The following is a 24,781-nucleotide window of genomic DNA, read 5'->3' as shown; positions in this document are numbered from 1 at the left end:
GAAAAGTCACAAATGTGCCGATGCAAAGCAGCGACATGGAGGTTAATGTGATATCAGAACTGATTGTAAATATTCTGAGGGTATTAGTTATCAGGAAAATGATGGAACTGTTTTTTCCTGTAGATGATGAAGACGGAAAAAAGGTATGGAGTGGATTTGCATGTTATTATCTGCTGAGCGCAATCCTGTATGGTATTTTTAATATTTCGGTACCGTACGGAATCTGTAATTATCTTGGAATCGCAGGACTTACCTTTTTGTATCAGGGAACATGGAAAAACCGGATATGGGTGTCGCTGGTGGTGTTTATTACGGACATGGCATGCGCTCTTGCAGTGTTTTTTGCCTTTTCGCAAAAGTTCATCATACATCAGCAGGCAATCCAAACGCTTTTGCTTCTGATTCTTGTCACCATTATCAGCCATATAGCTTATCCGGCGGACAGCAGGGAAATAGCATTTGATAAAAGGCAGACCTTTATCTTAATTGTAATTCCTTTAGCAAGTGTATTCATTTTATGTGTTTTGCTGTATGGAGGATATGAGGGGGCAACGGCGATGTTGATATGTATTTCCATACTGATTATCAATCTGAGTATATTTTATCTCTATCATATGATGGCGGAAAATTACAGGAATTTAAGGGAAAATGATATATACCGGCAGCAGACATACGCATACGCTAACCAACTGGATGTGATTATGGAATCCCAGGGACGTCTCCGTGCGTTGAGGCATGACATGAAAAACCATATATTGGCGCTTCAGATGCTTTTGCAGAAAAGAGAGTGGGAAGAAGCCGGCCGGTATCTTAGTTCCATGCAGAATTTTATGGTTAACCCATCAGAGTATATTTCCACAGGGAACGAGTCTGTGGACAGCTTGTTAAATTACAAGCTGCAAAGGGCAAATGAGATTCTGGACACGGTGGAGGCAAAGATAAGTATACCGGAAAAACTGATGCTGCACTCTTTTGACTTAAATGTAGTATTGGGGAATCTGCTTGATAATGCAATAGAGGCGGCGGGCAAGACAGAAGAAAAAAAGCTGAAAATAGCAATCAATCTGGAGAAAGGAATTCTGTTTATCCATATCCGCAACAGTTGCCTGGGAATTGCAGACGGAAAGGTAGGGCGTCTGGAAACAACAAAAGAAGACGCGCCAAATCATGGGATAGGTCTGGGCAATGTGCAAAGGATTATCGAAAAATATCACGGAGATATGGAGCTGATATGTGAAAACGGAAGTATGGAAACAGATATCATAATGTACATAAAAGAGATGTAATATAAGAAAATAATAATTTCTCAGGCTGATTTCGTCATAAATATGGTCTGATTTCGCCAAACTCCAAAAAGTGTCCGAATTTGTGGTATGGTTTGATAAGCATGTGGAAAGAAGCGGCTTGGAAAATAAAGACAGCGCCGAAAAGCATGCCAAATTACAAAGGAATCTTGTAGGAGGTATCAGTATGAGAAAAAACATTCTATGCCTGACGATGGTGGCAATATTTTGCGCGTTTGGGCTTACCGGCTGTCAGAAAACGCCGGATGTGGCGGAAGGAAACGGCATTATGCACGCCCAGAGTGATATGGAAAGGCAGGTGCAGGAGATTGTTGCAGCAGACGAACAGGAACAGATACAAGGGGAAGATGGAGCCCGGAAGCAGGCAGCAGGTCAATACCAGGGTACAGTAGGTACAGGCGATAACAAAATAAATATAAACGCCGAAATTCCCGCAATACCTGATAACTTGTACAAAATCACACTTAAGCCGGATGATGGACTTGACAGAGATGCTCTTGTTGCCTTCCTTGACAGCGAAAGCGGCGCCATAGAGGACACCTCACAGGAACTTTTAAGCGAGATAGAGGAGAACGACAGATATAATGCCACTGGCGATGAAAGCGGAGAAAAGTTTTTATATTCCAAATTCGGCGATCACAGTGCAGACAGGATTAGCGATGGGACAAAGGAGGCATCCTTTTCAAGTCATACAGGGGCGTGCTATATTGATAATGACTTAAGGGAAAAATGCTTTAGGATTTACGATGGGGACTGCAACGAAACGCTCATTACCAGGGACCGGATGGAGGAAGGCAGTTTCTCGGCAGAAAGAGCCCGGGAAATCCTTCTGGATAAGGTGGGAACTGTGGGGGTGAGTGAGCTTGCCTTTAAAGCGGTTTATTATGTGGAGGGAAGTGATTACAGCTATTACCGTATGGAGTTCGTACCTGTCTATGACGGTATAGTGGTGGATATCGGGAGCGATAGCTATGCTTTGGGACAGGTTTCGCCAAACGGGTATGCGTATGTTTCGAAGGAGGGTGTGGCGGAGGTAACCCTAATAGATTTTTGCGGAAAAGCAGCGAATAAAGAACCTGTTACGGCTCTTTCGTTTGAACAGGTCCTGAAAACACTTGAGCAGTATCTGGACAACGGCATGATAGAGTCGGACGGTAGAATAACATACGATAGAGTGGAATTAAATTATTATCCGGTGCCCAATCCTGCGCCTGCCACGGATGAGATAGAGTATAAGCCTGAGCTGGTGCTTACGCCCATATGGCATATCTATATACCTCTTGACGAATATGTGGATGGAGGCTATGGCGATGCAGTGGGGCCGGTACATATTTGCGTGAATGCAGTCACAGGAGAACTGGAAGATGCTGATTAGAAATGTTGGTGAAAGCGGGTAAAGTGATGGAAGGTGCAGGAAGGCATGCATATGAAATTTTTATGGACGGATATAAAAAGGAGCTTTGCCAATCCGGGATTTTTTGCAGGCATTTTCGGGCTGGGAGCACTGCTTGCGTATAATTTTGTCACAGAATCGCTCCATTCGGGAAGCCCTTATTATGCAATTGTAAATATACTTGCAGTGTCTGGGTTTACTGTATTTTTGCCGGTATTCCCGGTGCTGGGGTATGCGTCCCGTTTTTGCGGGGAGTATGAGAGCGGATATTACAGGCTGATTCTTGCCCGGATGAAAATACAGAAATTTGCCTGGGTGAGGATGACCAGCGTAGCGCTCTCGGGCGGGGCAATTGTTGCGTTTCCCTATCTTCTCATATGCCTTGCGGCTGTGTATCAGAAAGCGCCGGGGCTGGCTGACGCCAATTCTTTGGGGCTGGATGCTTTTGGGGTGAATGTTTTGAGGGTGGAGACAGATATTGAAATGGTGGTAATAGGACAGACCTATGGGGTTGGAGTGATGGTGGCAGTCAAGGTATTGCTGGGCTTTTTGTTCGGTGCGGCATGGGCGCTGGTGGGATTGGCATTTGCAGTGTGGATGCCGAATAAGTATGTGTCGTTGATTGCGCCCTTTGTCCTATATGAATCTCTTTATATTTTGATGCCCAACTGTCTGAATCCGGCCCTGTTAGTGCGTGGAGACGATGCAGGACATTTGCTGTCGCTTGTGATGGAGTGCGTCTGGCTTTTTGCCGCTGCTGCTGCCGCCATGACAGGATTCAGGAGGAGATGCAAAGATGAGTAAAGCGATAAGGATTACCAATGGAATGTTGCGGCAGGAAATAGGGAGCGTTAGGGGAATCATGGGATATCTGCTGGGGGTGACATTTCTGGCGTTGAGTTTAAACGATTTTTTGGGGTACGCAATGGAGATGAAAGAACCTGTCAATATTTGTGAGGCATTTATTGTCTCAGAGAATCAGGGTGTAGCGGGCAGATTCTGGGTACTGGGGTACCTGCTGGTCATTTCGGATGCGCCTTTTGCCAAAGGGAATACCTATTTACTCCTGTATCGCAGTGGCAGACGGATTTGGAATATGGGTATGCTGCTATATATTTCAACCCAGGCTTTTATGTATACAATGTGTTTGGCTGTGGTTTCCGTTGTAGCCAGTATTCCTTATGGCTTTTTTGGAGGACTTTGGAGCAGCCCGGTTTATATGCTGGGGACCAACGCCTCGAGTGCAGTTGCGGAAAAATATTATGTTTTCTTTGAGGGCGTGGGGATGATGAAATATATGACGGCTTTACAGGCGTTTGGAATTACTTTTTTGTATATGCTATGTTATTTCATATTCCTTGGCGTCCTTCTGTATGTCTGTAACCTTGTGCTTGGCAGTTTTTGGGGACTGGCGGCGGTGGCAACGGCGCATCTGGGAGGTGTTATTTTATCCGTTATTGCCAGAGTGCATCAGAGCCCGGCGTATTATGTAGACGGCACAGGCAGTTATTGGAAGTATCCTGGTATGATGTTGGCTTTCATTCTTGTTATGTCGCTGGTATCATTATTTGCCGCAGAGAGGGTGGATATTCAGGCGAGATAGGTTGAAAATTTGATGTTTTGTTGCTTGGAGCGGGGTATTTGACTGCAATAGCGAGGCGGGATAATACAAGGACACAGGGAGGCGCATAATGGAGCAGAGCATGATTCTAAGATTTTTTGGCGGAGTTTCACAGGACGGTTTCGATTGTATGGTTGATTTTGATAAAGTGCTCTATGAACTGACAAGATGGCTTTTGCCCATTGGCATTTGTCTGCTGGCGGAAGGGGTATGGCTTGAAAAGTGGAGGAAAATAGAGCCGTTTGTGTGTTACCGTTATGCAACGGTTAAAATATGGTGGAGGCGGAAATTTCTCAGAGGTCTGTTCAATGGTATATTGGCGGCGATGCTTTTGTTTCTTGTAGCAATGGCGGCTGATATTGTGAATGCCGGGGGTTTTCCGGACGAAGTGTGGAAAGTGTTTACTTTATGGTTTGCCCATATGATAACGATACTGTCTTTCTTTCTTGTGCTGGATATGATTAGGACAAGGGAACTTGTACCGGCAATCCTGTTGTTGCTGGAAGGAGTTACATTTCTCGTGGGCTTTTTCAATATAAGGATAGCGCGATTTATGTACGGAATGTGGGGTATGTATTTTCAGAGTGAATGGTATTTCGGGGAGACGGGAGTCTGTGTGCTGTATTCCCTGTTAACCGAGATGACGTTGATTGCGATTGGCTACCTGGCGGGAAGGATTTTGCTGGGGAGGAAAATGCGGAACAGGTAGAAATCAAGGTATCGCGGGAATCATAAGCCGCAAAGCGGCGCCGGATGCGTAGCAGCCGCCTTCCGGGGCTTTAGTCAGGAAAGGAAAGGGTTTTTCGTATGACAGAGATTATCAGCATTGAGAATTTAACCAAAAGATTTGGTGATGTTACCGCTCTTGAAAATGTTAATTTAAATATGGAAAAAGGAAAAATCTATGGAATTGTCGGAAGAAACGGTTCAGGAAAGACCGTTCTGTTTAAGCTTATAACAGGCTATTTAAAACCCACTGCAGGGCGGGTTGTTGTAAGTGGAAAAGAGATTGGAAAGGATACGGATTTCGCGGGCAACATAGGGATTATCATTGAAAATCCCGGATTTTTGAAGGGGTATACAGGGTTTAAGAACCTTGCATATCTGGCGGGCATACGTAATATAATCGGTAAAAAGGAAATCAGGGAGAGTATGGAAAAAGTAGGACTTGACCCGGACAGTCGTAAAAAGGTTGGGAAATATTCTCTGGGAATGAAACAGCGTTTGGGCATAGCACAGGCTATTATGGAAAATCCTGAGATACTGATTCTGGACGAGCCGATGAACAGTCTGGATAATCAGGGCGTAGAGGAGGTCAGAGGGATTTTGATGGGGCTGCGGGACGAAGGAAAAACAATTATACTGGCAAGCCACAATAAAGAGGATATAGAGATTTTGTGTGATAAAGTGTACGAAATCAATCGGGGGAGATTGGAATTGTATCATTTATAATGCGCAAGAGATAAAGAGGTTCAAACAGGAGAAGAACCACAGTAGCATTTGCCTATGTCTACACAGTAAGGACTAAGTTTACTGATTTGTCAGTCGGTTTAGTCCTTTTTGTTTCCTGTATTGAAAAGGAGATATAAGAAAATATTAATATAAAATGATTGAATCCACAGATGACATCGCCTATAATATAGGCGGGAAAAATTCTAAATATTGAAATTGAAATAAAGTATTAGCATGTGTGACTCTTTGTTAAAAAACTTTGGTGTGATAAAGAGTACAAATGTTATTTGCGAAGGAAAGAAAAAGGAGGCAGTCTGCGTTGATAACCGTAAACAATCTATCAAAAACCTATCGCATTGTCCGGCCCAGAGAGGGGCGGTTCTCTGCGCTCAAATCTCTTGTGCATCCTGAATACATAGAGCGCAGGGCGGTGGACGGCATTCACTTTTCTATAAAGGATGGAGAAATTGTAGGGTATATCGGGCAAAACGGTGCGGGTAAGAGCACTACGATCAAGATGCTCTCCGGAATCTTAGTGCCCACCAGCGGCGAGGTGTATGTGGACGGCCTTATCCCCCACAGGGACAGAAAGGAGCATCTTCACAATATTGGCGTGGTATTTGGACAGAAGACCTCTCTGTGGTGGGATGTGCCTGTAATTGACAGCCTGCACATCTTAAAGAAGATGTACAGGGTGGAAGATGAACGGTTTCAAAAGAACCTGGCGCTTTTTACGGAGCTGCTGGACTTGGGGAATTTCCTTAACCAGCCGGTGCGGCAGTTAAGCCTGGGCCAGAGGGTGCGGGCGGATTTGGCGGCGGCCCTGATGCATGACCCCAAGATTCTTTTCCTGGACGAGCCCACCATCGGTGTGGATGTGGTGGCCAAGGAGCGTCTGCGCAAGTTTATCCTTGAAATCAACCGGGAAAGAGGCGTGAGTGTGCTGCTCACCACCCATGATGTAGTGGATATGGAAAAGCTGGTGAACCGGGTGATTGTCATCCATGGTGGAAGGCTTATCTATGATGGGGCCATCCATGGACTGAGGGAGCGTTACGGCAGACAGCGCAGGATGGAGCTGCAGTTTGAAAATGAGCCGCCAGATCTTACCTTGCCTGGCGTGGACACAGAGAGAATGGAAGACGGGGGGCTGGCGGTGATGTTTGACCAGAATGCTTATACGGTGGATGAGATGCTCTCCCATATCAGAAAGACAGGCTCTACGATACGGGATATCATTATTCAGAAGGCGGATATTGAGCAGATTGTACGGGATATTTATCAGGAAGGCGGGCGTGATGTATGAGGACTTTTCCAGCCTTTTTGAAAGCACAACAGCGTTTCGCCGGGCTATATAGGATGGACTTTTTGCTCAAGCTATTGTATGGGATGCTGGCCATGTATGGCGTGCGCAGCCTGTGGGTGGTGCTGTATGCCCAGGACCCGGCTATAGTGGGCAGATCCTTACCATCTATGATTACTTATGCCATGCTGGCAGTGGCATTGGATATTATTTTCTATCCGTCTGCTTTGGATGCCGCGCCTCAAAATTACATATCAGAGCAGGTGCGCACAGGGCGGATTGATACGGATCTGCTGCGTCCTATGGATCTGCAAATCCAGCTTCTTTCACGCAATGTGGGCGCTGCTATTTTCAGCGCTTTGTGGCTGGTGCTGCCTGCATGGCTTTTGGGAGTACTGCTTTTGGGGATGGAGCTGCCGCCGGATATCTATTATGGGGTTGGTTTTCTGGTCAGCGCCATGCTTAGTTTCCTTATTTTGTTTTCATTGAATTTCCTGCTGGGCATGGTGTGCTTCGCCACAGTGAATATCGGGCAGATTACCATGGCCTACAGCGGTATGATCACGATATTGTCGGGGAAACTCATCCCTAACTGGCTTTATCCGGAGTGGATGCAGACTTTGATTAGGTTCCTGCCCTTTCGGTGTATTTTTGAGACACCTCTGAATATCTATACGGCTGCAGTGACGGGCAGGCAGATTCCGAAAGGATTGCTTTTGCAGACCATATGGGCAGCGGTGCTGTTTGGGATGGGGCATCTGCTGTGGAAAGGGATGCATAGGCGCCTTACGGTGCAAGGGGGCTAGAGTGGAGAAGTGGAAGAAAATATGAAAGAAACTCTAAAATGTCAAAAAAGCCGCCTAAGAGTTTCTAAATGCTTCAGAGAATGCCAAAATGTGAGTATTCTCCGTCTATATGTAAGCCGCCGCCGGGGTTTTGACGAATAGCAGTATCGCGAGCATAGCTGCGATATGCAGGAGGGATAGGGATGAAAGAATTTTGGTTTCATATAAAAATGTATGGAGCACTGCTGAAAATGACCATGCGGAGCATGCTGCAATACCGGGCGGACTTCTGGATGAGTCTGGTGAGCGTGGTTTTATTGAATGGCGCCAACATCATTCAGCTGTCGGTGATCTCCTGGCGCTTTCATAGCCTTGGCGGATGGAGTGTGGGAGAATTATTGGTGCTCTATGGTATGTTTATGGTTGCGTGGAGCATTTTTTCTATTTTTTTTCGAAAGCTCTCCAAGATAGAGGAGGAAATTGTAAACGGAGTCTTTGATATATATTTGCTGCGGCCGGTGAGTCCCTTTTTGCAGCTGGTGGGCGGCGATATCAACCACATAGGGCTGTGCGATACCTTTATGGGTTTGGCTTTGGTGGCTGCCGGACTGGCTAAGACCGGTGTGCGCTGGGACATGGAGCACATTCTCTGGTTTGTGGTATTCATCCTTTCCGGAGGCGTGATCGTGGTGTGCATCCGTTTCCTTATCTCCTGTCTGGCATTTTGGATTACAAAGGCGAAGGCTTTAAGCTCGCTGTTTACCCAGCTCTACCTGCTGACCCAGAAATATCCTGTGACAATTTTTGGAAAAGTTTTCCGGGTGCTGGTAACTGGTATTGTGCCGGTGGCCTACCTGAATTTTTATCCGGCAACATATCTGATGGGCAAGCCGGACGCTCCGCCCTGGTTGTGTATGCTCTCCCCTGTGGTGGCGTTTGTCATGGCAGGGATATCCGCCCTGGTATGGCGGCAGGGGATGCGCAGGTATGACAGCTGCGGAGGGTGAGATGAAAAACAAAAGATTTTTCAACAATGATTCGTAAGAATGGAGATGGATATGATTGCTAATTATCATACGCACACATGGCGCTGCAAGCATGCAGAAGGAATAGAAAGAGAATATATTGAAAAGGCGATTGATGGCGGATTAAAAATACTTGGATTTTCAGATCATACGCCAATGCCATATCCAAAGGGCTATGTCAGTGATGTAAAAATGGACATGAATCAGCTGGAGGATTACGTGGATACGATTCTGAAACTGAAAGCTGAGTATAGAAAAGATATGGAAATTCATCTTGGCTTGGAGGTTGAATATTATCCCCGGTACTTAGAAGAACTGCTCAAGGCAGTACATCAGTATCCTATAGAATACTTTTTGCTGGCACAGCATTATCTTGGGAATGAGATCAATGACTTTTACAGCGGTACGCCAACTGACAGCGAAGAATACCTGAAAAGATATTGTATGCAATCACAGGAAGCTTTGGAAACAGGACTTTTTACATATTTTGCACATCCTGATTTGCTGAATTTTTCAGGGAACGCAGAAATTTATCATAAGTGGATGCATCAATTATGCAGCCATGCAAAGAGACTGGATATACCATTAGAAATTAATTTTCTCGGTATCAGGGGAAAGCGTCACTACCCGAATCCGGATTTTTGGAAAATTGCTGGTGATGTGGGAAATAAGGTGATTTTTGGAGCTGATGCACATCAACCGAAAACGGTTTGGGACCCAGAAATTCTTTCCGCCGCTAAGAAAATGGTAGATGAGTTTGGTCTTAATCTGATAGACACAGTGACATTTCGCAAGCCTTAAACCAAAATGGAGAGGCATGGAAATCAATTTTCAAAGCTGCTTTGCCAGCACACAACATCTATGAAAATTGATTTCCGTGATGGAGAAGAGAATGTCAAGTGCAGGAATAAAATAATACCCTCTGGTATACTATGAATATATTACAGCGGTTTTTCATATGTTTTTGTAACCTGATTTTACGAAGATGCCACAGAACACAAAGTAATGCCTGTATTTAATTTGTGGATTGCCGGCAGGAATAGGGGAACAATATGAAATACATACGTTATCAAATATCCATTCTGGTATGCTGCTTTCTCCTTGCAGCAATTTGTCTTATGATAGAAAACCGAAGCAGCGGCAGAAAGGAGCCAAACGCTGTTGAGGTGGCTGCCGGTACTAATGGAGACTATATTAAATGGGTAGATTTTAATGTTACTTACGAGGCTTTGTGCACGGCCTACGATTTAGATATACAAAGCTATGAAGCGCCAGTGCGTCTGAACTGGATTGAGCTACTTGCATATGCCGGGGCTAAAAGTGGAGGAAACTTTGATAAGAGCACCATTTCCTTGATTCAAAAGCTGGCGGTGGAGCTTTCGTCGGGCGAAACTACAATTGCGAAGCTGACGAAGGATATGGAATATTACGATTATTATTACGAGGCCTACGAGACAGTTCTCGGCGGCATGGTGGGAGAATATGAAATCGAGCAGGAAAACGAGCAGGGCGAAAAAAGCTGGAAGAAGGTGTATGGCCTGAAGGCATTTTCCCCCATTGCAAAGGGGTTTGAGTACAGCGATTATGATGATTTCGGTTCCTCCCGCAGCTACGGATATAAAAGACCGCATTTGGGCCACGATATGATGGGACAGATTGGCACACCGATTATTGCAATAGAATCCGGCTATGTAGAAGCGCTTGGCTGGAATCAGTACGGCGGCTGGCGCATTGGCATTCGAAGCTTTGATGGAAAACGCTATTATTACTATGCACACCTGCGTCAGAATTTTCCATATGCCTTGGATCTTAAGGAAGGAAGCGTTGTCACGGCCGGGGATGTAATTGGCTACATGGGACACACCGGTTATAGTACGGTGGAGAATACGAATAATATTGAAACGGTACATCTTCATTGGGGATTACAGCTTATTTTTGACGAATCCCAAAAAGAAGGCAGTAATGAAATTTGGATAGACTGCTATGCCTTGACCCGTTTCCTCTATAAAAACAGATCCCTTACCGAAAAAAATCAGGAGACCAAAGAATGGTTCCGTTGTTTCCAAATGAAAGACCCGGCCGTGACCGCATACGAGCAGAAGTCCCCAGAACCCCCAGCATAAGGCAGTTTGGACGGGGATGCGAGAAGACGGACGTACAAAATAGTAGAATATACAACCTTTTTACACAGGATTCAACAGGGTAGAGAGGCTGAAAGATAGGACAAAAATGAATGAAATCATTCTATAGATAAAAAAGAACTTGCAAAGAAATTCAAAAAATTGGAAATGATATAAATAGTGCTTGTAATTTTAGAATAATTTAAAATAAAACTGAAAAATAAGTAAAACAATATAAATAAACAGAAAATTGTGCGGCGGGAATAAATGAAATAAAGCGAATAGCCATAAAATTATGATTTCCGATATAATTCTGTTTGTTTCAAGAATCCGGCTGAATATCTTGACAAAAAATTAACAATATGCTAATATAATTTCAGGAGATGAAAGGGAGTAGCTGATACCTAAGGTATAAACTTAAGTATATTCGAGTCGTCAGGACGATGGAAACATCCGATTCGAGTTCGGAAGAAATTGAGCCGTAGCAAGACTTTTATCGCAGGCTAAAACTGTGATAAAAGTCTTTTTTGTTACAAGAATCTAACTTGCGAAGCATGACAGCGTTTGTTACGATAAGCCAGCCCGCGAAGCATGACAGCGTTTGTTACGATAAGCTAGCTCGCAAAGGGTGGCAGTGTCTGTTCAATCATCTCGAGTATCTTGTAGGTGAAGTGCAATGCAGGATGAATATAACCAAAACAGGGCGGCCGTCTTGTTTCAACAAAAATGTAACAGTTTGGTTAAACAGAACTGTTACGAGAAAACAACTGCTAAATAAGGAGGAAAAAGTATGTTTAAAGGAAGAAGAAAGGAAACTGTATATGACCAGCCAACCCAGGAAAGCAAACACAGAGGCGAAAAAAACCGAAAAACAGCGAAAATAATATCTTGTGTTATTGTATGCACCTTTGCACTTTTGTATCTTTTAGGAGGAAGTATTTATTCCCTGAAGGAAAACGAATATGCTGTTATTACTACTTTCGGTATGCCTGCAATTGTGGAGGAATCAGGCATCCATATGAAACTGCCCTATATCCAGCGCCTTTCTAAGGTGCCAAAGACGATCAATGGTTTTTCTATCGGATATGATGCGGGGTCAGGGGAGTCCGTTGACAAGGAATCCTTCATGATTACCAGGGACTATAACTTTGTGAATGTAGATTTTTATGTGGAATACAGAGTGACAGAGCCGGTTAAGTACCTTTTTGCATCGGAGAATCCGGTGGCAATTTTGAAGAATCTGACCCAAAGCTACATCCGTGATACCATTGGCTTATATGATGTGGACAGTGTTATTACAACCGGGAAAAATGAGATCCAGGCATCTATCAAGGATAAAATTATTACCCGTCTGGATGCGGAAGATATCGGCATTCAGCTTGTAAACATTACCATACAGGATGCAGAGCCGCCTACCCAGGAAGTGATAAATGCCTTTAAAAATGTAGAAAATGCCAAACAGGGAAAGGAAACTTCCATTAATAAGGCAAACCAGAAACGGAATGAGGACATTCCGGCGGCCAGGGCACAGGCAGATGAGACTATAAAAACAGCCCAGGCTCAGGCACAGGAGCGGGTGAATGAGGCGAAGGGACAGACCGCCAGATTAAACGAGCTTTATGCGGAATATCAAAAATATCCGTTGATTACCAAGCAGAGGATGTTTTATGAAACCATGGAGGAAATCTTGCCGGATATGAAAATCATCATTGAAAAGAGCAATGGCACCACCCAAACCATGCTGCCTTTGGAATCCTTTATAGATTCCGGAGCGTTAAAAGGGATTGACGGGGGAACAGAGAATAATCGTACTGACGCTGCAGCTGGCAGCGCAGATGGGAATGATGTCAGCAAAAACAGCACGGATAGGAACAAGAATGATATCAATAGTGACATGGATAGAGAGTAAAACATGTGTTATTGAAAAAATTGATAACAGCTCAGAGGGAGCATTTCACTCTGTTTGCAAATTATGTAAAAGGGAAACTCATAGCTGGCCTGCGAAAGGTGGCATCGTTTGTTTCAGAAAGGATAAAAATTATGAAGAAAAAGTTTAGTGTGGTTATATCTGTTTTGGTTATTTTAGCGGCTCTCATTTTGATACAGGGCTGTCTTGTAGTGACATACCCTAACGAATATACAATTATGAAACAGTTTGGAAGAATTGTAAGCATCCGAAAGACGCCGGGACTTAGCATGAAGATCCCCTTGATACAGACGGCTGAATCTATTCAAAATGAGGTACTTTTGTACGACTTAGCGGTCAGCGATGTTATGACAAAGGATAAAAAATCCATGATTGCGGACTGCTTTGTGCTCTGGGAGATAGAAGATCCTTACAAATACACACAGACCCTGAGCGCCCAGAAAAGCAATGCGGAATTTAGGATTGACACAATTGTATACAACAGCCTGAAAAATGTAATCAGCAGCTTAAGCCAGGAGGAAGTCATCAGTGGACGTGACGGTGCTTTGACAAGCGCAATTATGGAAAATATCGGGGACACATTAGAGCAATACGGTATCAGGCTGCTTGCAGTGGAAACAAAATCTTTAGACCTTCCGGATGAAAATAAAAGCGCAGTGTATGAGCGTATGATTTCCGAAAGAAATAATATAGCAGCCACCTACCAGGCGGAAGGACAGGAGGAGGCCAAGGAGATTTCCAATAACACTACGGCGGAGATTATCGTCATGCAGTCCCAGGCCGATGCCCAGGCCCAGGAGATCATAGCCAAAGGGGAGGCTGAATACATGCGTATTTTAAGTGAGACCTATAACGACCCTGAAAAAGCGGACTTTTATCTCTTTTTACGTGCGCTTGACGCTGCAAAGGCAACCATGACAGGGGATAATAAAACCTTAATCATTGACGAAACATCGCCTATTGCACAGATATTTTATTTTCGCGAGCAATGAGCTAAGCGGCTGCAAAACGAACATTATAAAATAACACTCAAAATGGTATGCGAGAAATAGAACGCCCGGGGATTACCCATTCCAAAACAGTGGCAGCTTATTAGGGAAGGTATGTCAGGGCACCATCTTTAAGGAGATAAGCTTCGAACGTTTGCTCAATCCAGATGCCTCCGGAAATAACCTGGTCAATCTCTAAATTTCCGAGCTCAGTAAAAAGCTGGCCTTCAGCAAGCTGAAAGTTTCCGCTTTCATCGCAATAAATACACCAGTCGGCTACATAATTCTGGTTGTAGACCACATAATGATTGCGCAGGGTAAGATAACAGCGGTCGTTTATGGCAATCCAGATTTCATCCTGTCCATCGGAATCAATATCATATAAGAGAAGCTCGGCATAGAGGGAGGTTTCAGGATAAGATTCTGTTACGGGATAACGGTTGGACAAAAGAAAATCGAGGCTGTTATTTAAAGTATCTGTCAGGGAAAGTCCATCCGATGAAAGCGATGCCTGTATCCGAACAGAATCAGGCTGACCTTTCAGGGGGGGGCGGAATCTGTTATCTGTTGGCCTTCGCTTAATAGCAAAAAGGGGGCGGTTTCCTGTCCGGTGAAAATCTTTGAGTCTGCCCTTCGATATATTCTTCCAGTATGATGGTGTCCGTGTCAAAAAGCATTACTTTTAAGTGGATAACATATGGAATGTCCGCCTTCATAAGCAGGGAAAAAATCTCCCGTTTATCCTCAAAATAGGTTCTTTTTATTAATTTGGTTTTATCACTAATTCGTTCAACCAATTCGATTTTGTATCCGGGAGTGTCCCGAAGCAGCTTAACCATCCGGTAATTTTTTTCCAGTTCCTTTCGAGAAACGACTTGCATTTTTGTAACCATGCTCTTTTCTTAACATGTGAATTTGTGCGCTCGAGCACAAATTTGCGGTTGAAAGAATACAATTCTTTTAACCTTTCACCATTCCTTTCGAAGGCACAAACAAATTGTGAAAGTTTCGTCAAATTCTTTCACTCGTCCTCCATGTTTCCAAAATAGCACACCAATTGAATAGGCACGAAGTACATATCGTAAGCGCAAATTTATTTCCGCAAGCAATGAGCCAAGCGGCCACTGACCCATAACCTTTTAACATACAGTCACAAAGAGTATTCAGCCACATGGGGATGCTTAAAGTCTTTTTTACTGCCTTGTCACTGTGCTGCCTTGCGTATTCGGTCATGTCCACCAGTACCATATTGACAAAAGCGTTTTCCGCAGCAGATTCCATTTCAAAATCTTTCAGGATGGCAGCAGGATGCGCCGCTAATATTCGTCCATCCTGAAATTATGGGGTAGTCCCGGTGGTAATTGCCCGATTTGAAATCGGTAAACCTTGCAAGGGCGGCTTTTCTGCTTTTCAGAATACCCACAGCGACACGCCCCAAGCCCTTATTTTGTGTTGTAAGGATATAGACAGTTTTCTTTCTTATCAGGGAAGGCAATACAAGCCCGATATGGAGCAGACAGAACCTTTACAAAAGGATTCTGACAGATGGTCGGTGATAAAATCTATGATTTTGGACTACCAGTCCAATACAAAATATGTGCTTTTAAGGTATAATGGCTTTCAAAGGTGCGTTTGTTTCCGAAAGAAAATAGGTTACGGAGGAAAAGTACATGGATTTAAAAGATAAAAGGAATAATGTAAAAAAGTACGGAAGAATTACTGTCATTGATACAAAACACGAAGCGTATTGAGGTTTATTTAACAGAAAATGAAAAGGAACTGCAATCCCTGACACCAGAGGAATATTTGCATCAGCTGATGGAAGAAAAGCAGATGAAGATTGTGGATGTGATGAAAGAATCCCAGCAGGGAGATTACATATATAAAGTATTTAAAAACCAGAGAAAGGCAAGCAAGGATATCCTGATAGCGCTTGCCCTTGGAATGAAGTGCAGCCTGGACGAGGCACAGAAGCTGCTACGCATTGCATCGGTGGCCTGGCTGGACCCGAGAAGCCAGAGAGATGCGGTTCTGATCTATGGATTTTTACATCATCTTACCGTAATGGAGGTAAATGAGATTTTATATGATTTGAATGAGAGAGTTCTTTAGTAATCACGATATGGCAGGGGAAAGTATATGGAGGCAGATAAGAAAAGAGACATTATATTAATGCTGAAAATCAATCAAGCATATAACTTAAGGAATGCGGAAGACGCAAGGGAAATATACGCTTATATTTAAAAGGAAAAACCTTTTAAAAGTAAATTAGGGGAAGTATTTCAAAACAGAGTGCGGGTTTTGACAAAAGGAGAAAACAGTGGATTTACCTGTTTGCTTTGTAGAAAGGGAAATGCCCGGATGGTATGATATGTTCGGAATGCGCGGAGAAGGTCTACGGTGATTGACATATATCTTTGCCGAAGTGAAAATAAATTTTACATCGGCAAAGATATTTTTTTATTAAAATTTTATTAAAGTATATTGTCATTAAATGCTGATTATTATATGATGAATTTGCATAATGTGGGCGTCTGATAAGGGCTGGGTATATGTTGGGATTGTGACAGCGTTTGCTGTTATTGTTCATATAAAGTTGTCCTTTGAATTGCGGCATCCGTTATTTGAGCCTTAATAAATTTTAAGGCAATAAGGTTTGGCAAATTGCATTCTTTCAACCGCAAATTTGTACTTGAACACACAAATTCGCACGTTGAGAAAGGAGCATGGTTATAAAAATGATAGAAGAAAAAATAGAAAAAGATGGAGGCATAGATATGAGGACACGTGGAACTGCAAAATTATGTATTGCATTTTGCCTGATATTTGCACTGGTCATGATTCCAGGCAACAGACTTATGGTGCAGGCGGAGGAAGTGACGGTAGGGGGAACGGTTATGTCGGGGACAACCTCCGAATTGCTGCTGCTTTCCACCAAAGAAGGAAAAATGGAAATTAAGATAGACAGTGGAACGGATACAAGTGGCTGTAAAGTGCTCCTCCCGGATAAGAAAGTTAATGTGACGGTATCCCACGGTTCGGACGGATATCTCCATGCGGTCAAAATTGCCAGCGGGGTGCAGAAAACTGCGGCGTCCGTTGATTCATCCTCAACATCTACTATCTCTGGGACATTGAGCGATAAAAGCCAGGAAGATATTCTCTACATAAATACTGCCCAGGGAGAAATGCAGATCAAACTTGATCCCAATACAAACATGAGCGGATGTGTTGTGCTTGTGGTGGGAAATAAATACACTGTTTCATGTGCCCGGGGTTCGGACGCTTATATGCACGCAGTTTCTATTTACGATGGAATCGTATCCGGAGGCGGGAGCGCTTCTTCTTCTTTTACGCCCGCGCCAAAGTCTATTGTCACCACAGCCACAACGGCGGTTTCCGGTACCGTATCGGATAAAACAAAGGAAAGTCTATTATATCTTTCCACTAAGGAAGGAGAGATGGAGATTGTAATTGACGAGAACACAGATTCCAGAAGCGGCATGATTCTTACCGCCGGCAGAACCGTGACGGTTTATGTTTACCATGGTTCGGACGCCTACATGCATGCGGCAACCATTGTGGCAAGTAAGGAAAGCGTCCAGGCAGCGGGAGTTGACACCACATCCTTAACTACGGTCAAGGGGACTGTGGGGAGTAAATCAAACGAAAATAAATTATATTTGGATACCCAGCAGGGGCAGATGGAGCTTAAGCTGGATAATGTAAGGAGCGTTGTGGGATTAAAGGTCCTGATAGAGGGCAGGAAGGTTTCGGTGACCTGCGCCCGGGGTTCGGACGCTTATATGCATGCGGTAGATATTACAGGTTAAACAGCCCGCGCGCATTTCTGGTTCGTAAAAAGGAATCAAAACGACCACGGACCATGAGAAGGCGGGAAGAATATCATTGCAAAAGGAAAGGCTTTATGGTATAATATGTGCGTTAGTAATGATAAAAAATTAACAATCATTGCGGCGATGTAATTAAGGTAATTTTAGCTTTTAATCAAACGGAGGAGAGAGAACATGGCAAAAAAAGTAGTATTAGCCGGCGCGTGTCGTACCGCTATTGGCACGATGGGGGGCTCTTTGAGCACAGTGCCTGCTGCAGAGCTGGGGGCAATCGTAATTAAGGAAGCTTTAAACAGAGCAGGTGTTGCACCTGAAGCTGTAGACCAGGTTTATATGGGATGTGTTATTCAGGCAGGACAGGGACAGAACGTTGCCCGTCAGGCTTCTATCAAGGCAGGTTTGCCGATCGAGGTACCGGCGGTTACCATGAACGTTGTATGTGGTTCAGGTCTTAACTGTGTAAATCAGGCAGCACAGATGATTATGGCAGGGGATGCTGATATAGTTGTTGCAGGCGGTATGGAAAATATGTCCATGGCTCCTTATGCGGTTCCTCAGGCACGTTTCGGATATAGAATGAACAATGGTGTATTGGTTGATACCATGATCAAGGATGCTCTTTGGGATGCATTCAACGATTATCATATGATTAAGACAGCAGATAATATCTGTGAAGAATGGGGACTTACAAGAGAAGAAATTGATGAGTTCGCATTAAAGAGCCAGCAGAAGACAGAGGCAGCTCAGAATGCAGGCGCTTTTGACGCTGAAATTGTACCTGTTATGGTGAAGAAGAAAAAAGAGATGGTAGAGTTTAAGGTGGATGAAGGCCCTCGCCATGGCGCTACAATTGAAGGCCTTGCAAAGCTTCGTCCAATCAATCCGGGCGGATTCGTTACGGCTGGCAATGCTTCTGGTATCAATGACGGCGCTGCTGCTATCGTTGTTATGAGCGAAGAAAAAGCAAAAGAATTAGGTGTTAAACCAATGGCTACTTTCGTGGCCGGAGCGCTTGCAGGCGTTCGCCCTGAGGTTATGGGTATCGGTCCTGTGGCAGCTACTAAGAAGGTTATGGCTAAGACCGGAATGAAGATTGAAGACTTCGATATCATTGAGGCTAACGAAGCTTTCGCAGCACAGTCTGTAGCAGTGGGCAAGGATCTTGGCATTGATGTTGACAAGCAGCTCAATCCGAACGGCGGCGCTATTGCGCTTGGTCATCCGGTTGGAGCTTCAGGCTGCCGTATTTTAGTTACACTGCTTCATGAGATGCAGGCTAAGGGAGCGAAAACAGGCCTTGCAACTTTATGTATCGGCGGCGGTATGGGATGCGCTACCATAGTTAAAATTGAAGATTAATGAAAAAAAGGCTTCTAAGGCGGTGTATGGCAGCGCCTTAGAAGTTTTATGATTTTTTGGGTGGTTTAAAAACCTAAACGGCAAAAGAACAGGCGGTTTATGGGTTTGGGTTTGGATTTATACTATTTAATTTGAAAAGGAGCTGTGGATATGGAATTTATTGTGTATGAGCAGAAAGGCGCTTATGGCATCATTACTATCAGCCGCGAGAAGGCGCTGAACGCTTTAAACTCAACTGTACTTGACGAACTGAACCAGACTTTGGATGCGGTGAATCTGGATGAAGTAAGATGTTTGATTTTAACAGGCGCAGGACAGAAATCTTTTGTAGCTGGCGCGGACATTGGAGAGATGAGCACGCTTACCAAGGCAGAGGGTGAAGCTTTTGGAAAGAAGGGAAATGACGTATTCCGTAAATTAGAGACGTTCCCGATTCCTGTCATTGCGGCAATTAACGGTTTCGCACTTGGTGGCGGCTGTGAGATTTCCATGAGCTGTGATATTAGGATCTGTTCTGACAATGCGGTATTTGGACAGCCTGAGGTAGGACTGGGAATTACTCCCGGATTTGGCGGTACCCAGAGACTTGCCCGTTTGGTTGGCGCAGGCATGGCAAAGCAGATGATTTATACGGCAAGAAATATCAAAGCGGATGAGGCCCTTAGAATTGGTCTGGTAAACGCTGTTTACACCCAGGAAGAATTGATGCCTGCAGCGGAGAAGATGGCAGCAGGTATTGCAAAGAATGCTCCAATTGCAGTGCGCAACTGCAAGAAGGCAATCAACGATGGTCTGGATGTAGATATGGACCAGGCAATTGTAATTGAAGAAAAATTGTTTGGAGACTGCTTCGAGACAGAGGATCAGAAGTATGGTATGGCTTTCTTCCTTGACAAGAATAAAGAGAAGGTGAAAGAGCCTTTCAAGAACTGTTAATGAATCTGTAAGGATGGGTGCGGTTTGACAAGGCTTTAGCCGTTACAGGATCAGATTTTAACACTGCTAAAAGGCGGTTGCAAAGAACAATTGCCAGGTGGCGGTGATAAATACAAAACCAATAAATAATTAGGAGGATTTGAAAATGAAAGTAGGTATTATCGGGGCAGGTACCATGGGTGCCGGAATTGCACAGGCATTTGCAATGACAGATGGATATGAAGTATGCCTTTGCGATATCAAGATGGAATTTGCCGAAGGCGGAAAGGCAAGAATCCAGAAAAACATGAACTTCCTCGTAAGCAAGGAAAAAATCACACAGGAGAAGGCTGATGGAATTATGGCTAAGATTACCTGTGGTTTAAAAGATATCTGCACGGACTGCGACCTGATTGTAGAGGTTGCTCCTGAAAATATGAAGATTAAGAAAGATACCTTCAAGGAATTAATGGGTATCGTAAAACCTGACTGCATGTTTGCATCCAACACTTCCTCTTTATCTATTACAGAGATTGGTGCAGGACTTGACAGGCCTATGATCGGTATGCATTTCTTCAACCCTGCTGACAGAATGAAGTTAGTTGAGGTGATTGCAGGAGAGAACACACCGGATGAGATGGTTGAAAAGATTAAGGCAATTGCCGTAGAAATCGGCAAGACACCTGTTCAGGTTAAAGAAGCGCCCGGATTTGTTGTGAATAGAATACTGATTCCTATGATCAACGAAGCTATCGGCATTTATGCAGACGGCACAGCAAGCGTAGCTGATATTGACGAAGCTATGAAGTTAGGCGCCAACCATCCTATGGGACCTCTTGCTTTAGGCGATTTGGTTGGTCTTGATATCGTACTTGCTATTATGGAAGTATTGTTAAATGAGACTGGCGATCCTAAGTATCGTCCTCATCCGCTTCTTAGGAAGATGGTACGCGCAGGAAAGCTTGGCAAGAAGACAGGCGTTGGTTTCTACGACTATAAGAAATAAATTTCTTTAGAAATAAATTTCTTTAGAACGAGTTTTCCTTAAGAAGTAAAGTTTTTGAGATATAAGTTTTGAGAAGTAAGTTTTTTAGGGAACAAATTTCTGACAGTAGAAAAACAGGAATTGCCATAAGCAGAGAGGCGGCATGGAGGCAGTGCGAATTTTCCATACCTTGGCTTATGGCGGTTCTTTGAAAAATTTAGATAAGAAAACATATTTTTATGGAGGAATTAAAATCATGGATTTTATGTTAACCAAACAACATGAAATGGCAAGAACTCTTTTCAAAGAGTTTGCAGAAAAAGAAGTAAAGCCTCTGGCACAGGAAGTGGATGAAACAGAAGTTTTCCCCAGAGGAACAGTTGAGAAAATGGCTAAAGCAGGATTTCTTGGAATCCCTGTACCCAAGGAGTACGGCGGACAGGGCTGCGATCCTCTTACATATGCTATGTGTGTGGAAGAACTTTCTAAAGTTTGCGGCACAACAGGCGTTATTGTTTCAGCACATACTTCCCTTTGTTGCGACCCGATTATGACATATGGTACCGAGGAGCAGAAGCAGAAATACTTAGTTCCCCTTGCAAAAGGTGAGAAATTAGGCGCTTTCGGTCTTACTGAGCCCGGCGCTGGTACGGATGCCCAGGGACAGCAGACAAAGGCTGTTTTGGATGGAGATGAGTGGGTACTTAACGGTTCTAAAATCTTCATCACAAACGGTAAAGAAGCGGACGTTTATGTTATCTTTGCAGTGACAAACGTTGTTACGGACGCAAAGGGCAGAAGCAAAAAAATGATTTCCGCATTTATCGTAGAAAAAGGAACACCCGGCTTTACCTTTGGTACAAAGGAAAAGAAGATGGGTATCCGCGGTTCATCCACTTATGAATTGATTTTCACAGACTGCCGTATCCCGAAGGCAAACCTTTTGGGACAGGAAGGCAAGGGCTTTGGTATCGCTATGCATACATTGGACGGCGGACGTATCGGTATCGCCGCACAGGCTCTTGGTCTTGCAGGGGGCGCCCTTGATAGAACCATTGAATATGTAAAAGAAAGAAAGCAGTTTGGAAGGGCTATCGGCGCATTCCAGAATACACAGTTCCAGCTTGCCGACATGGCTACCAAGGTACAGGCAGCGCAGCTTCTTGTTTACAAGGCAGCAATGGCTAAGGCAACCCAGAAGGTTTATTCTATCGAGGCAGCGCAGGCTAAATTGTATGCGGCAGAGGTTGCTATGGAAGTGACGACCAAGGCTGTTCAGCTTCATGGCGGATATGGTTATATCAGAGAATATGACGTTGAGCGTATGATGCGTGATGCTAAGATCACTGAGATTTACGAAGGTACAAGTGAAGTACAGAGAATGGTTATCTCAAGCGCTCTGCTTAAGTAAATATTTTACTGCGCACGATTTTTGCAAGGTAGAATCTGCGTTTACAGGCAGCAAAAATCGGCGTTATATCACAAGGACAAATAGATTAATTTATAAGGAGAGATAATACAATGAAAATTGTTGTTTGTGTTAAACAGGTACCGGATACCAAGGGTGGCGTTAAGTTTAATCCCGATGGTACACTTGACAGAGGTGCAATGCTCACAATCATGAATCCTGATGACAAGGCAGGTTTGGAGGCAGCACTCAGATTAAAAGATCAGTATGGCGCAGAAGTAACTGTAGTTACTATGGGACTTCCCAAAGCGGAAGAAGTTCTCCGCGAAGCAATGGCAATGGGCGCAGATAAAGGCATTCTGGTAACAGACAGAGTATTGGGCGGCGCAGATACATGGGCAACCTCCCAGACAATTGCCGGTGCAATCCGTAATCTGGAATATGATCTGATCATCACAGGACGTCAGGCTATTGATGGCGATACGGCACAGGTTGGTCCTCAGATTTCTGAGCATCTTGGAATCCCTGTTATTTCTTATGCACAGAAGATTGAAATTGAAGACGGCCATGTAATCGTTGAGCGTCAGTATGACGACAGATATCATGTGTTAAAGGCTAAAATGCCTTGTCTTATCACAGCGCTTGCTGAATTAAATGAGCCCCGTTATATGACTCCCGGCGGAATTTTCGATGCTTACAATGCAGAGATCACTGTTTGGGGTAGAGCAAATCTGGTTGACGTTGATGATTCCAACTTAGGACTTAAGGGTTCACCTACCCAGATTGCTAAGGCTTCCGATAAGGTAAGAAAGGGAGCTGGTGAGAAGGTTAACCTTGACCCGGCAGCATCCGTAGATTATATCGTTGACAAATTGAAAGTAAAACATGTAATCTAATTGGTACTTTCTTAGATTGCTGTTAATGGGAGTAAACAGACTTGTACAAATATGGAAAGGACAGGATGTTGGCGGCACATTGACAGCATATGGATTAGATTAAGGTTTTACATAATGGATTAAATATATTAATGGAGGTTCGAAATGAATATTCAAGACTATAAGGGAGTATTTGTCTTTGCGCAGCAGGTAGACAATGTACTCAGCGGAATCGCTTTAGAATTGGTTGGCAAAGGAAAAGACCTTGCCAAAGATTTAAATACGGAAGTGACAGCAGTTTTGGTAGGCAGCGATGTTAAAGGGCTTGCTGATGAGCTTGCTGAGTACGGAGCTGACAAGGTTATCGTTGTAGATGACCCTGAACTGAAAGAATACAGGACTGAGCCTTATGCGCATGCCCTGGCATCTGTTATCAATGAATTTAAGCCTGAAATTTTCTTAGTTGGCGCAACCGCAATCGGCCGTGACCTTGGCCCTAGGGTATCAGCCAGAATACATACAGGTTTGACGGCAGACTGTACACAGCTTGACATCGGTGATTTCCCAATCAATCCGATTCCCGGCAAGGAACAGCTGCACAACCAGCTTCTTATGACACGTCCTGCATTTGGCGGCAACACGATTGCTACCATCGCTTGCCCGGATTTCCGTCCTCAGATGGCAACGGTTCGTCCTGGTGTTATGCAGAAGGCGCCCAGAGAAGCAGGAAAGAAAGCAAATATTGTAGAGTTTAATCCCGGATTTACTCCAAACGATAAGTATGTCGAAATCTTAAAAGTAGTGAAGGCTGTTTCAGATGTAGCAGATATTATGGATGCAAAAATCCTGGTATCCGGCGGACGTGGCGTAGGCAGCCCTGAGAACTTTAAGATTCTTGAGGACCTTGCAGAGGTAATCGGCGGTACGGTGAGCTGCTCCCGTGCAGTAGTGGATGCAGGCTGGAAACCGAAAGATTTGCAGGTTGGACAGACCGGTAAGACAGTTCGTCCTAACGTATATTTTGCAATCGGTATCTCAGGAGCGATTCAGCATGTGGCCGGTATGGAAGAAGCTGATATTATCATTGCTATTAATAAGGATGAGACAGCGCCTATCTTTGATGTGGCTGATTACGGTATTGTAGGAGACTTAAATAAGATCGTTCCCGCACTTACCGAAAGATTGAAAGTAGAGCTTGCTGCAAAATAAACGGTTTGTATCAAATAACGGCTGGCAGAACCTTCAGGGTCTGCCAGCTTTTTTTCTTTTTTCAATTCAAACAAATTCTATTATTTCAAACAAAATCCAATATATTTGTGTGTTATGTACTAAAAGACTGTTTTTGATTCTTTATATTTGTGCAATATGATTATAAACTGATACCAATGAAGTTAACTTCTAAAACGTAACCGGTTACGGCCGGACTGGTTATGTGCAAAATGCAGTACGAGATAAAGTAAAAGAGA

Annotated in this window: 24 protein-coding genes; 22 read left to right on the top strand and 2 right to left on the bottom strand. The window is 43.9% G+C overall.

Annotated elements, in window-relative coordinates; all coding sequences use genetic code 11:
• Positions 1 to 47: 47 nt before the first annotated feature.
• From D5281_RS26540 to hflC, 13 genes are all read left to right on the top strand, one after another.
• On the top strand, positions 48 to 1,286 hold the full coding sequence (locus tag D5281_RS26540; protein ID WP_160560083.1) for a sensor histidine kinase: 1,239 nt from the start codon (positions 48 to 50) through the stop codon (positions 1,284 to 1,286).
• A gap of 184 nt (positions 1,287 to 1,470) precedes the next feature.
• Positions 1,471 to 2,679, top strand: a complete 1,209-nt coding sequence (locus tag D5281_RS10365; RefSeq protein ID WP_160560082.1) for a hypothetical protein — start codon at positions 1,471 to 1,473, stop codon at positions 2,677 to 2,679.
• A 51-nt stretch (positions 2,680 to 2,730) separates the two neighbouring features.
• On the top strand, positions 2,731 to 3,501 hold the full coding sequence (locus D5281_RS10360; protein ID WP_160560081.1) for a hypothetical protein: 771 nt from the start codon (positions 2,731 to 2,733) through the stop codon (positions 3,499 to 3,501).
• On the top strand, positions 3,494 to 4,300 hold the full coding sequence (locus D5281_RS10355) for a hypothetical protein (RefSeq protein WP_160560080.1): 807 nt from the start codon (positions 3,494 to 3,496) through the stop codon (positions 4,298 to 4,300). Before D5281_RS10360 ends, D5281_RS10355 begins: the two co-directional genes overlap by 8 nt.
• Before the next feature lie 88 nt (positions 4,301 to 4,388).
• Entirely contained in the window at positions 4,389 to 5,027 is a 639-nt protein-coding gene (locus D5281_RS10350; RefSeq protein ID WP_160560079.1) for a hypothetical protein, read from the top strand.
• Between the two features lie 98 nt (positions 5,028 to 5,125).
• Positions 5,126 to 5,770, top strand: coding sequence for an ABC transporter ATP-binding protein (locus D5281_RS10345; RefSeq protein WP_160560078.1), 645 nt, complete (start codon positions 5,126 to 5,128; stop codon positions 5,768 to 5,770).
• A 319-nt stretch (positions 5,771 to 6,089) separates the two neighbouring features.
• On the top strand, positions 6,090 to 7,076 hold the full coding sequence (locus D5281_RS10340) for an ABC transporter ATP-binding protein (protein WP_277935287.1): 987 nt from the start codon (positions 6,090 to 6,092) through the stop codon (positions 7,074 to 7,076).
• Positions 7,073 to 7,879 carry an ABC transporter permease gene (locus tag D5281_RS10335; protein ID WP_160560076.1) on the top strand — a complete coding sequence of 269 codons (807 nt, stop codon included), beginning with the start codon at positions 7,073 to 7,075 and terminating at the stop codon, positions 7,877 to 7,879. Before D5281_RS10340 ends, D5281_RS10335 begins: the two co-directional genes overlap by 4 nt.
• 182 nt (positions 7,880 to 8,061) lie before the next feature.
• Entirely contained in the window at positions 8,062 to 8,865 is an 804-nt protein-coding gene (locus D5281_RS10325) for an ABC transporter permease (protein ID WP_277935286.1), read from the top strand.
• Positions 8,866 to 8,916: 51 nt separating this feature from the next.
• Positions 8,917 to 9,684 (top strand): histidinol-phosphatase, encoded by a 768-nt coding sequence (locus D5281_RS10320; protein WP_160560073.1) that lies wholly within the window; start codon positions 8,917 to 8,919, stop codon positions 9,682 to 9,684.
• A gap of 251 nt (positions 9,685 to 9,935) precedes the next feature.
• Entirely contained in the window at positions 9,936 to 11,006 is a 1,071-nt protein-coding gene (locus tag D5281_RS10315) for a M23 family metallopeptidase (protein ID WP_160560072.1), read from the top strand.
• A gap of 787 nt (positions 11,007 to 11,793) precedes the next feature.
• Positions 11,794 to 12,912 carry an FtsH protease activity modulator HflK gene (gene hflK / locus D5281_RS10310; protein WP_160560071.1) on the top strand — a complete coding sequence of 373 codons (1,119 nt, stop codon included), beginning with the start codon at positions 11,794 to 11,796 and terminating at the stop codon, positions 12,910 to 12,912.
• A gap of 131 nt (positions 12,913 to 13,043) precedes the next feature.
• On the top strand, positions 13,044 to 13,922 hold the full coding sequence (gene hflC / locus D5281_RS10305; RefSeq protein WP_160560070.1) for a protease modulator HflC: 879 nt from the start codon (positions 13,044 to 13,046) through the stop codon (positions 13,920 to 13,922).
• 100 nt (positions 13,923 to 14,022) lie between these two features.
• On the opposite strand, the gene D5281_RS10300 is transcribed toward hflC, so the two are convergent.
• Positions 14,023 to 14,367: a hypothetical protein gene (locus D5281_RS10300; protein ID WP_160560069.1), complete on the bottom strand. Its 345-nt coding sequence runs from the start codon at positions 14,365 to 14,367 to the stop codon at positions 14,023 to 14,025.
• A 130-nt stretch (positions 14,368 to 14,497) separates the two neighbouring features.
• Positions 14,498 to 14,812: a hypothetical protein gene (locus D5281_RS10295; RefSeq protein ID WP_160560068.1), complete on the bottom strand. Its 315-nt coding sequence runs from the start codon at positions 14,810 to 14,812 to the stop codon at positions 14,498 to 14,500.
• A gap of 461 nt (positions 14,813 to 15,273) precedes the next feature.
• Between D5281_RS10295 and D5281_RS10285 the strand changes: the two genes are divergently transcribed.
• The 9 genes from D5281_RS10285 to D5281_RS10245 all read left to right on the top strand — a co-directional run bounded on the left by D5281_RS10285 (position 15,274) and on the right by D5281_RS10245 (position 24,524).
• Entirely contained in the window at positions 15,274 to 15,606 is a 333-nt protein-coding gene (locus tag D5281_RS10285) for a hypothetical protein (RefSeq protein ID WP_160560067.1), read from the top strand.
• Positions 15,607 to 15,644: 38 nt separating this feature from the next.
• Positions 15,645 to 16,031, top strand: coding sequence for a hypothetical protein (locus D5281_RS10280; RefSeq protein ID WP_160560066.1), 387 nt, complete (start codon positions 15,645 to 15,647; stop codon positions 16,029 to 16,031).
• A gap of 626 nt (positions 16,032 to 16,657) precedes the next feature.
• Positions 16,658 to 17,752 (top strand): hypothetical protein, encoded by a 1,095-nt coding sequence (locus D5281_RS10275; RefSeq protein ID WP_277935285.1) that lies wholly within the window; start codon positions 16,658 to 16,660, stop codon positions 17,750 to 17,752.
• 195 nt (positions 17,753 to 17,947) lie between these two features.
• Positions 17,948 to 19,132 carry an acetyl-CoA C-acetyltransferase gene (locus D5281_RS10270; protein ID WP_160560065.1) on the top strand — a complete coding sequence of 395 codons (1,185 nt, stop codon included), beginning with the start codon at positions 17,948 to 17,950 and terminating at the stop codon, positions 19,130 to 19,132.
• 150 nt (positions 19,133 to 19,282) lie between these two features.
• Positions 19,283 to 20,068 (top strand): enoyl-CoA hydratase-related protein, encoded by a 786-nt coding sequence (locus tag D5281_RS10265; RefSeq protein WP_160560064.1) that lies wholly within the window; start codon positions 19,283 to 19,285, stop codon positions 20,066 to 20,068.
• A gap of 145 nt (positions 20,069 to 20,213) precedes the next feature.
• On the top strand, positions 20,214 to 21,053 hold the full coding sequence (locus D5281_RS10260) for a 3-hydroxyacyl-CoA dehydrogenase family protein (RefSeq protein WP_160560063.1): 840 nt from the start codon (positions 20,214 to 20,216) through the stop codon (positions 21,051 to 21,053).
• 235 nt (positions 21,054 to 21,288) lie between these two features.
• Complete coding sequence (locus D5281_RS10255) at positions 21,289 to 22,443, top strand: acyl-CoA dehydrogenase (protein WP_160560105.1); 1,155 nt, start codon at positions 21,289 to 21,291, stop codon at positions 22,441 to 22,443.
• Positions 22,444 to 22,553: 110 nt separating this feature from the next.
• Positions 22,554 to 23,336, top strand: a complete 783-nt coding sequence (locus D5281_RS10250) for an electron transfer flavoprotein subunit beta/FixA family protein (RefSeq protein ID WP_160560062.1) — start codon at positions 22,554 to 22,556, stop codon at positions 23,334 to 23,336.
• Between the two features lie 144 nt (positions 23,337 to 23,480).
• Entirely contained in the window at positions 23,481 to 24,524 is a 1,044-nt protein-coding gene (locus D5281_RS10245) for an electron transfer flavoprotein subunit alpha/FixB family protein (RefSeq protein WP_160560061.1), read from the top strand.
• Positions 24,525 to 24,781: the final 257 nt, after the last annotated feature.

This window comes from Parablautia muri, from assembly GCF_009917485.1.
In the GTDB taxonomy this organism is placed as follows: Bacteria; Bacillota; Clostridia; order Lachnospirales; family Lachnospiraceae; genus Suilimivivens; species Suilimivivens muri.
This window is presented reverse-complemented; position numbering and strand designations above follow the sequence as displayed.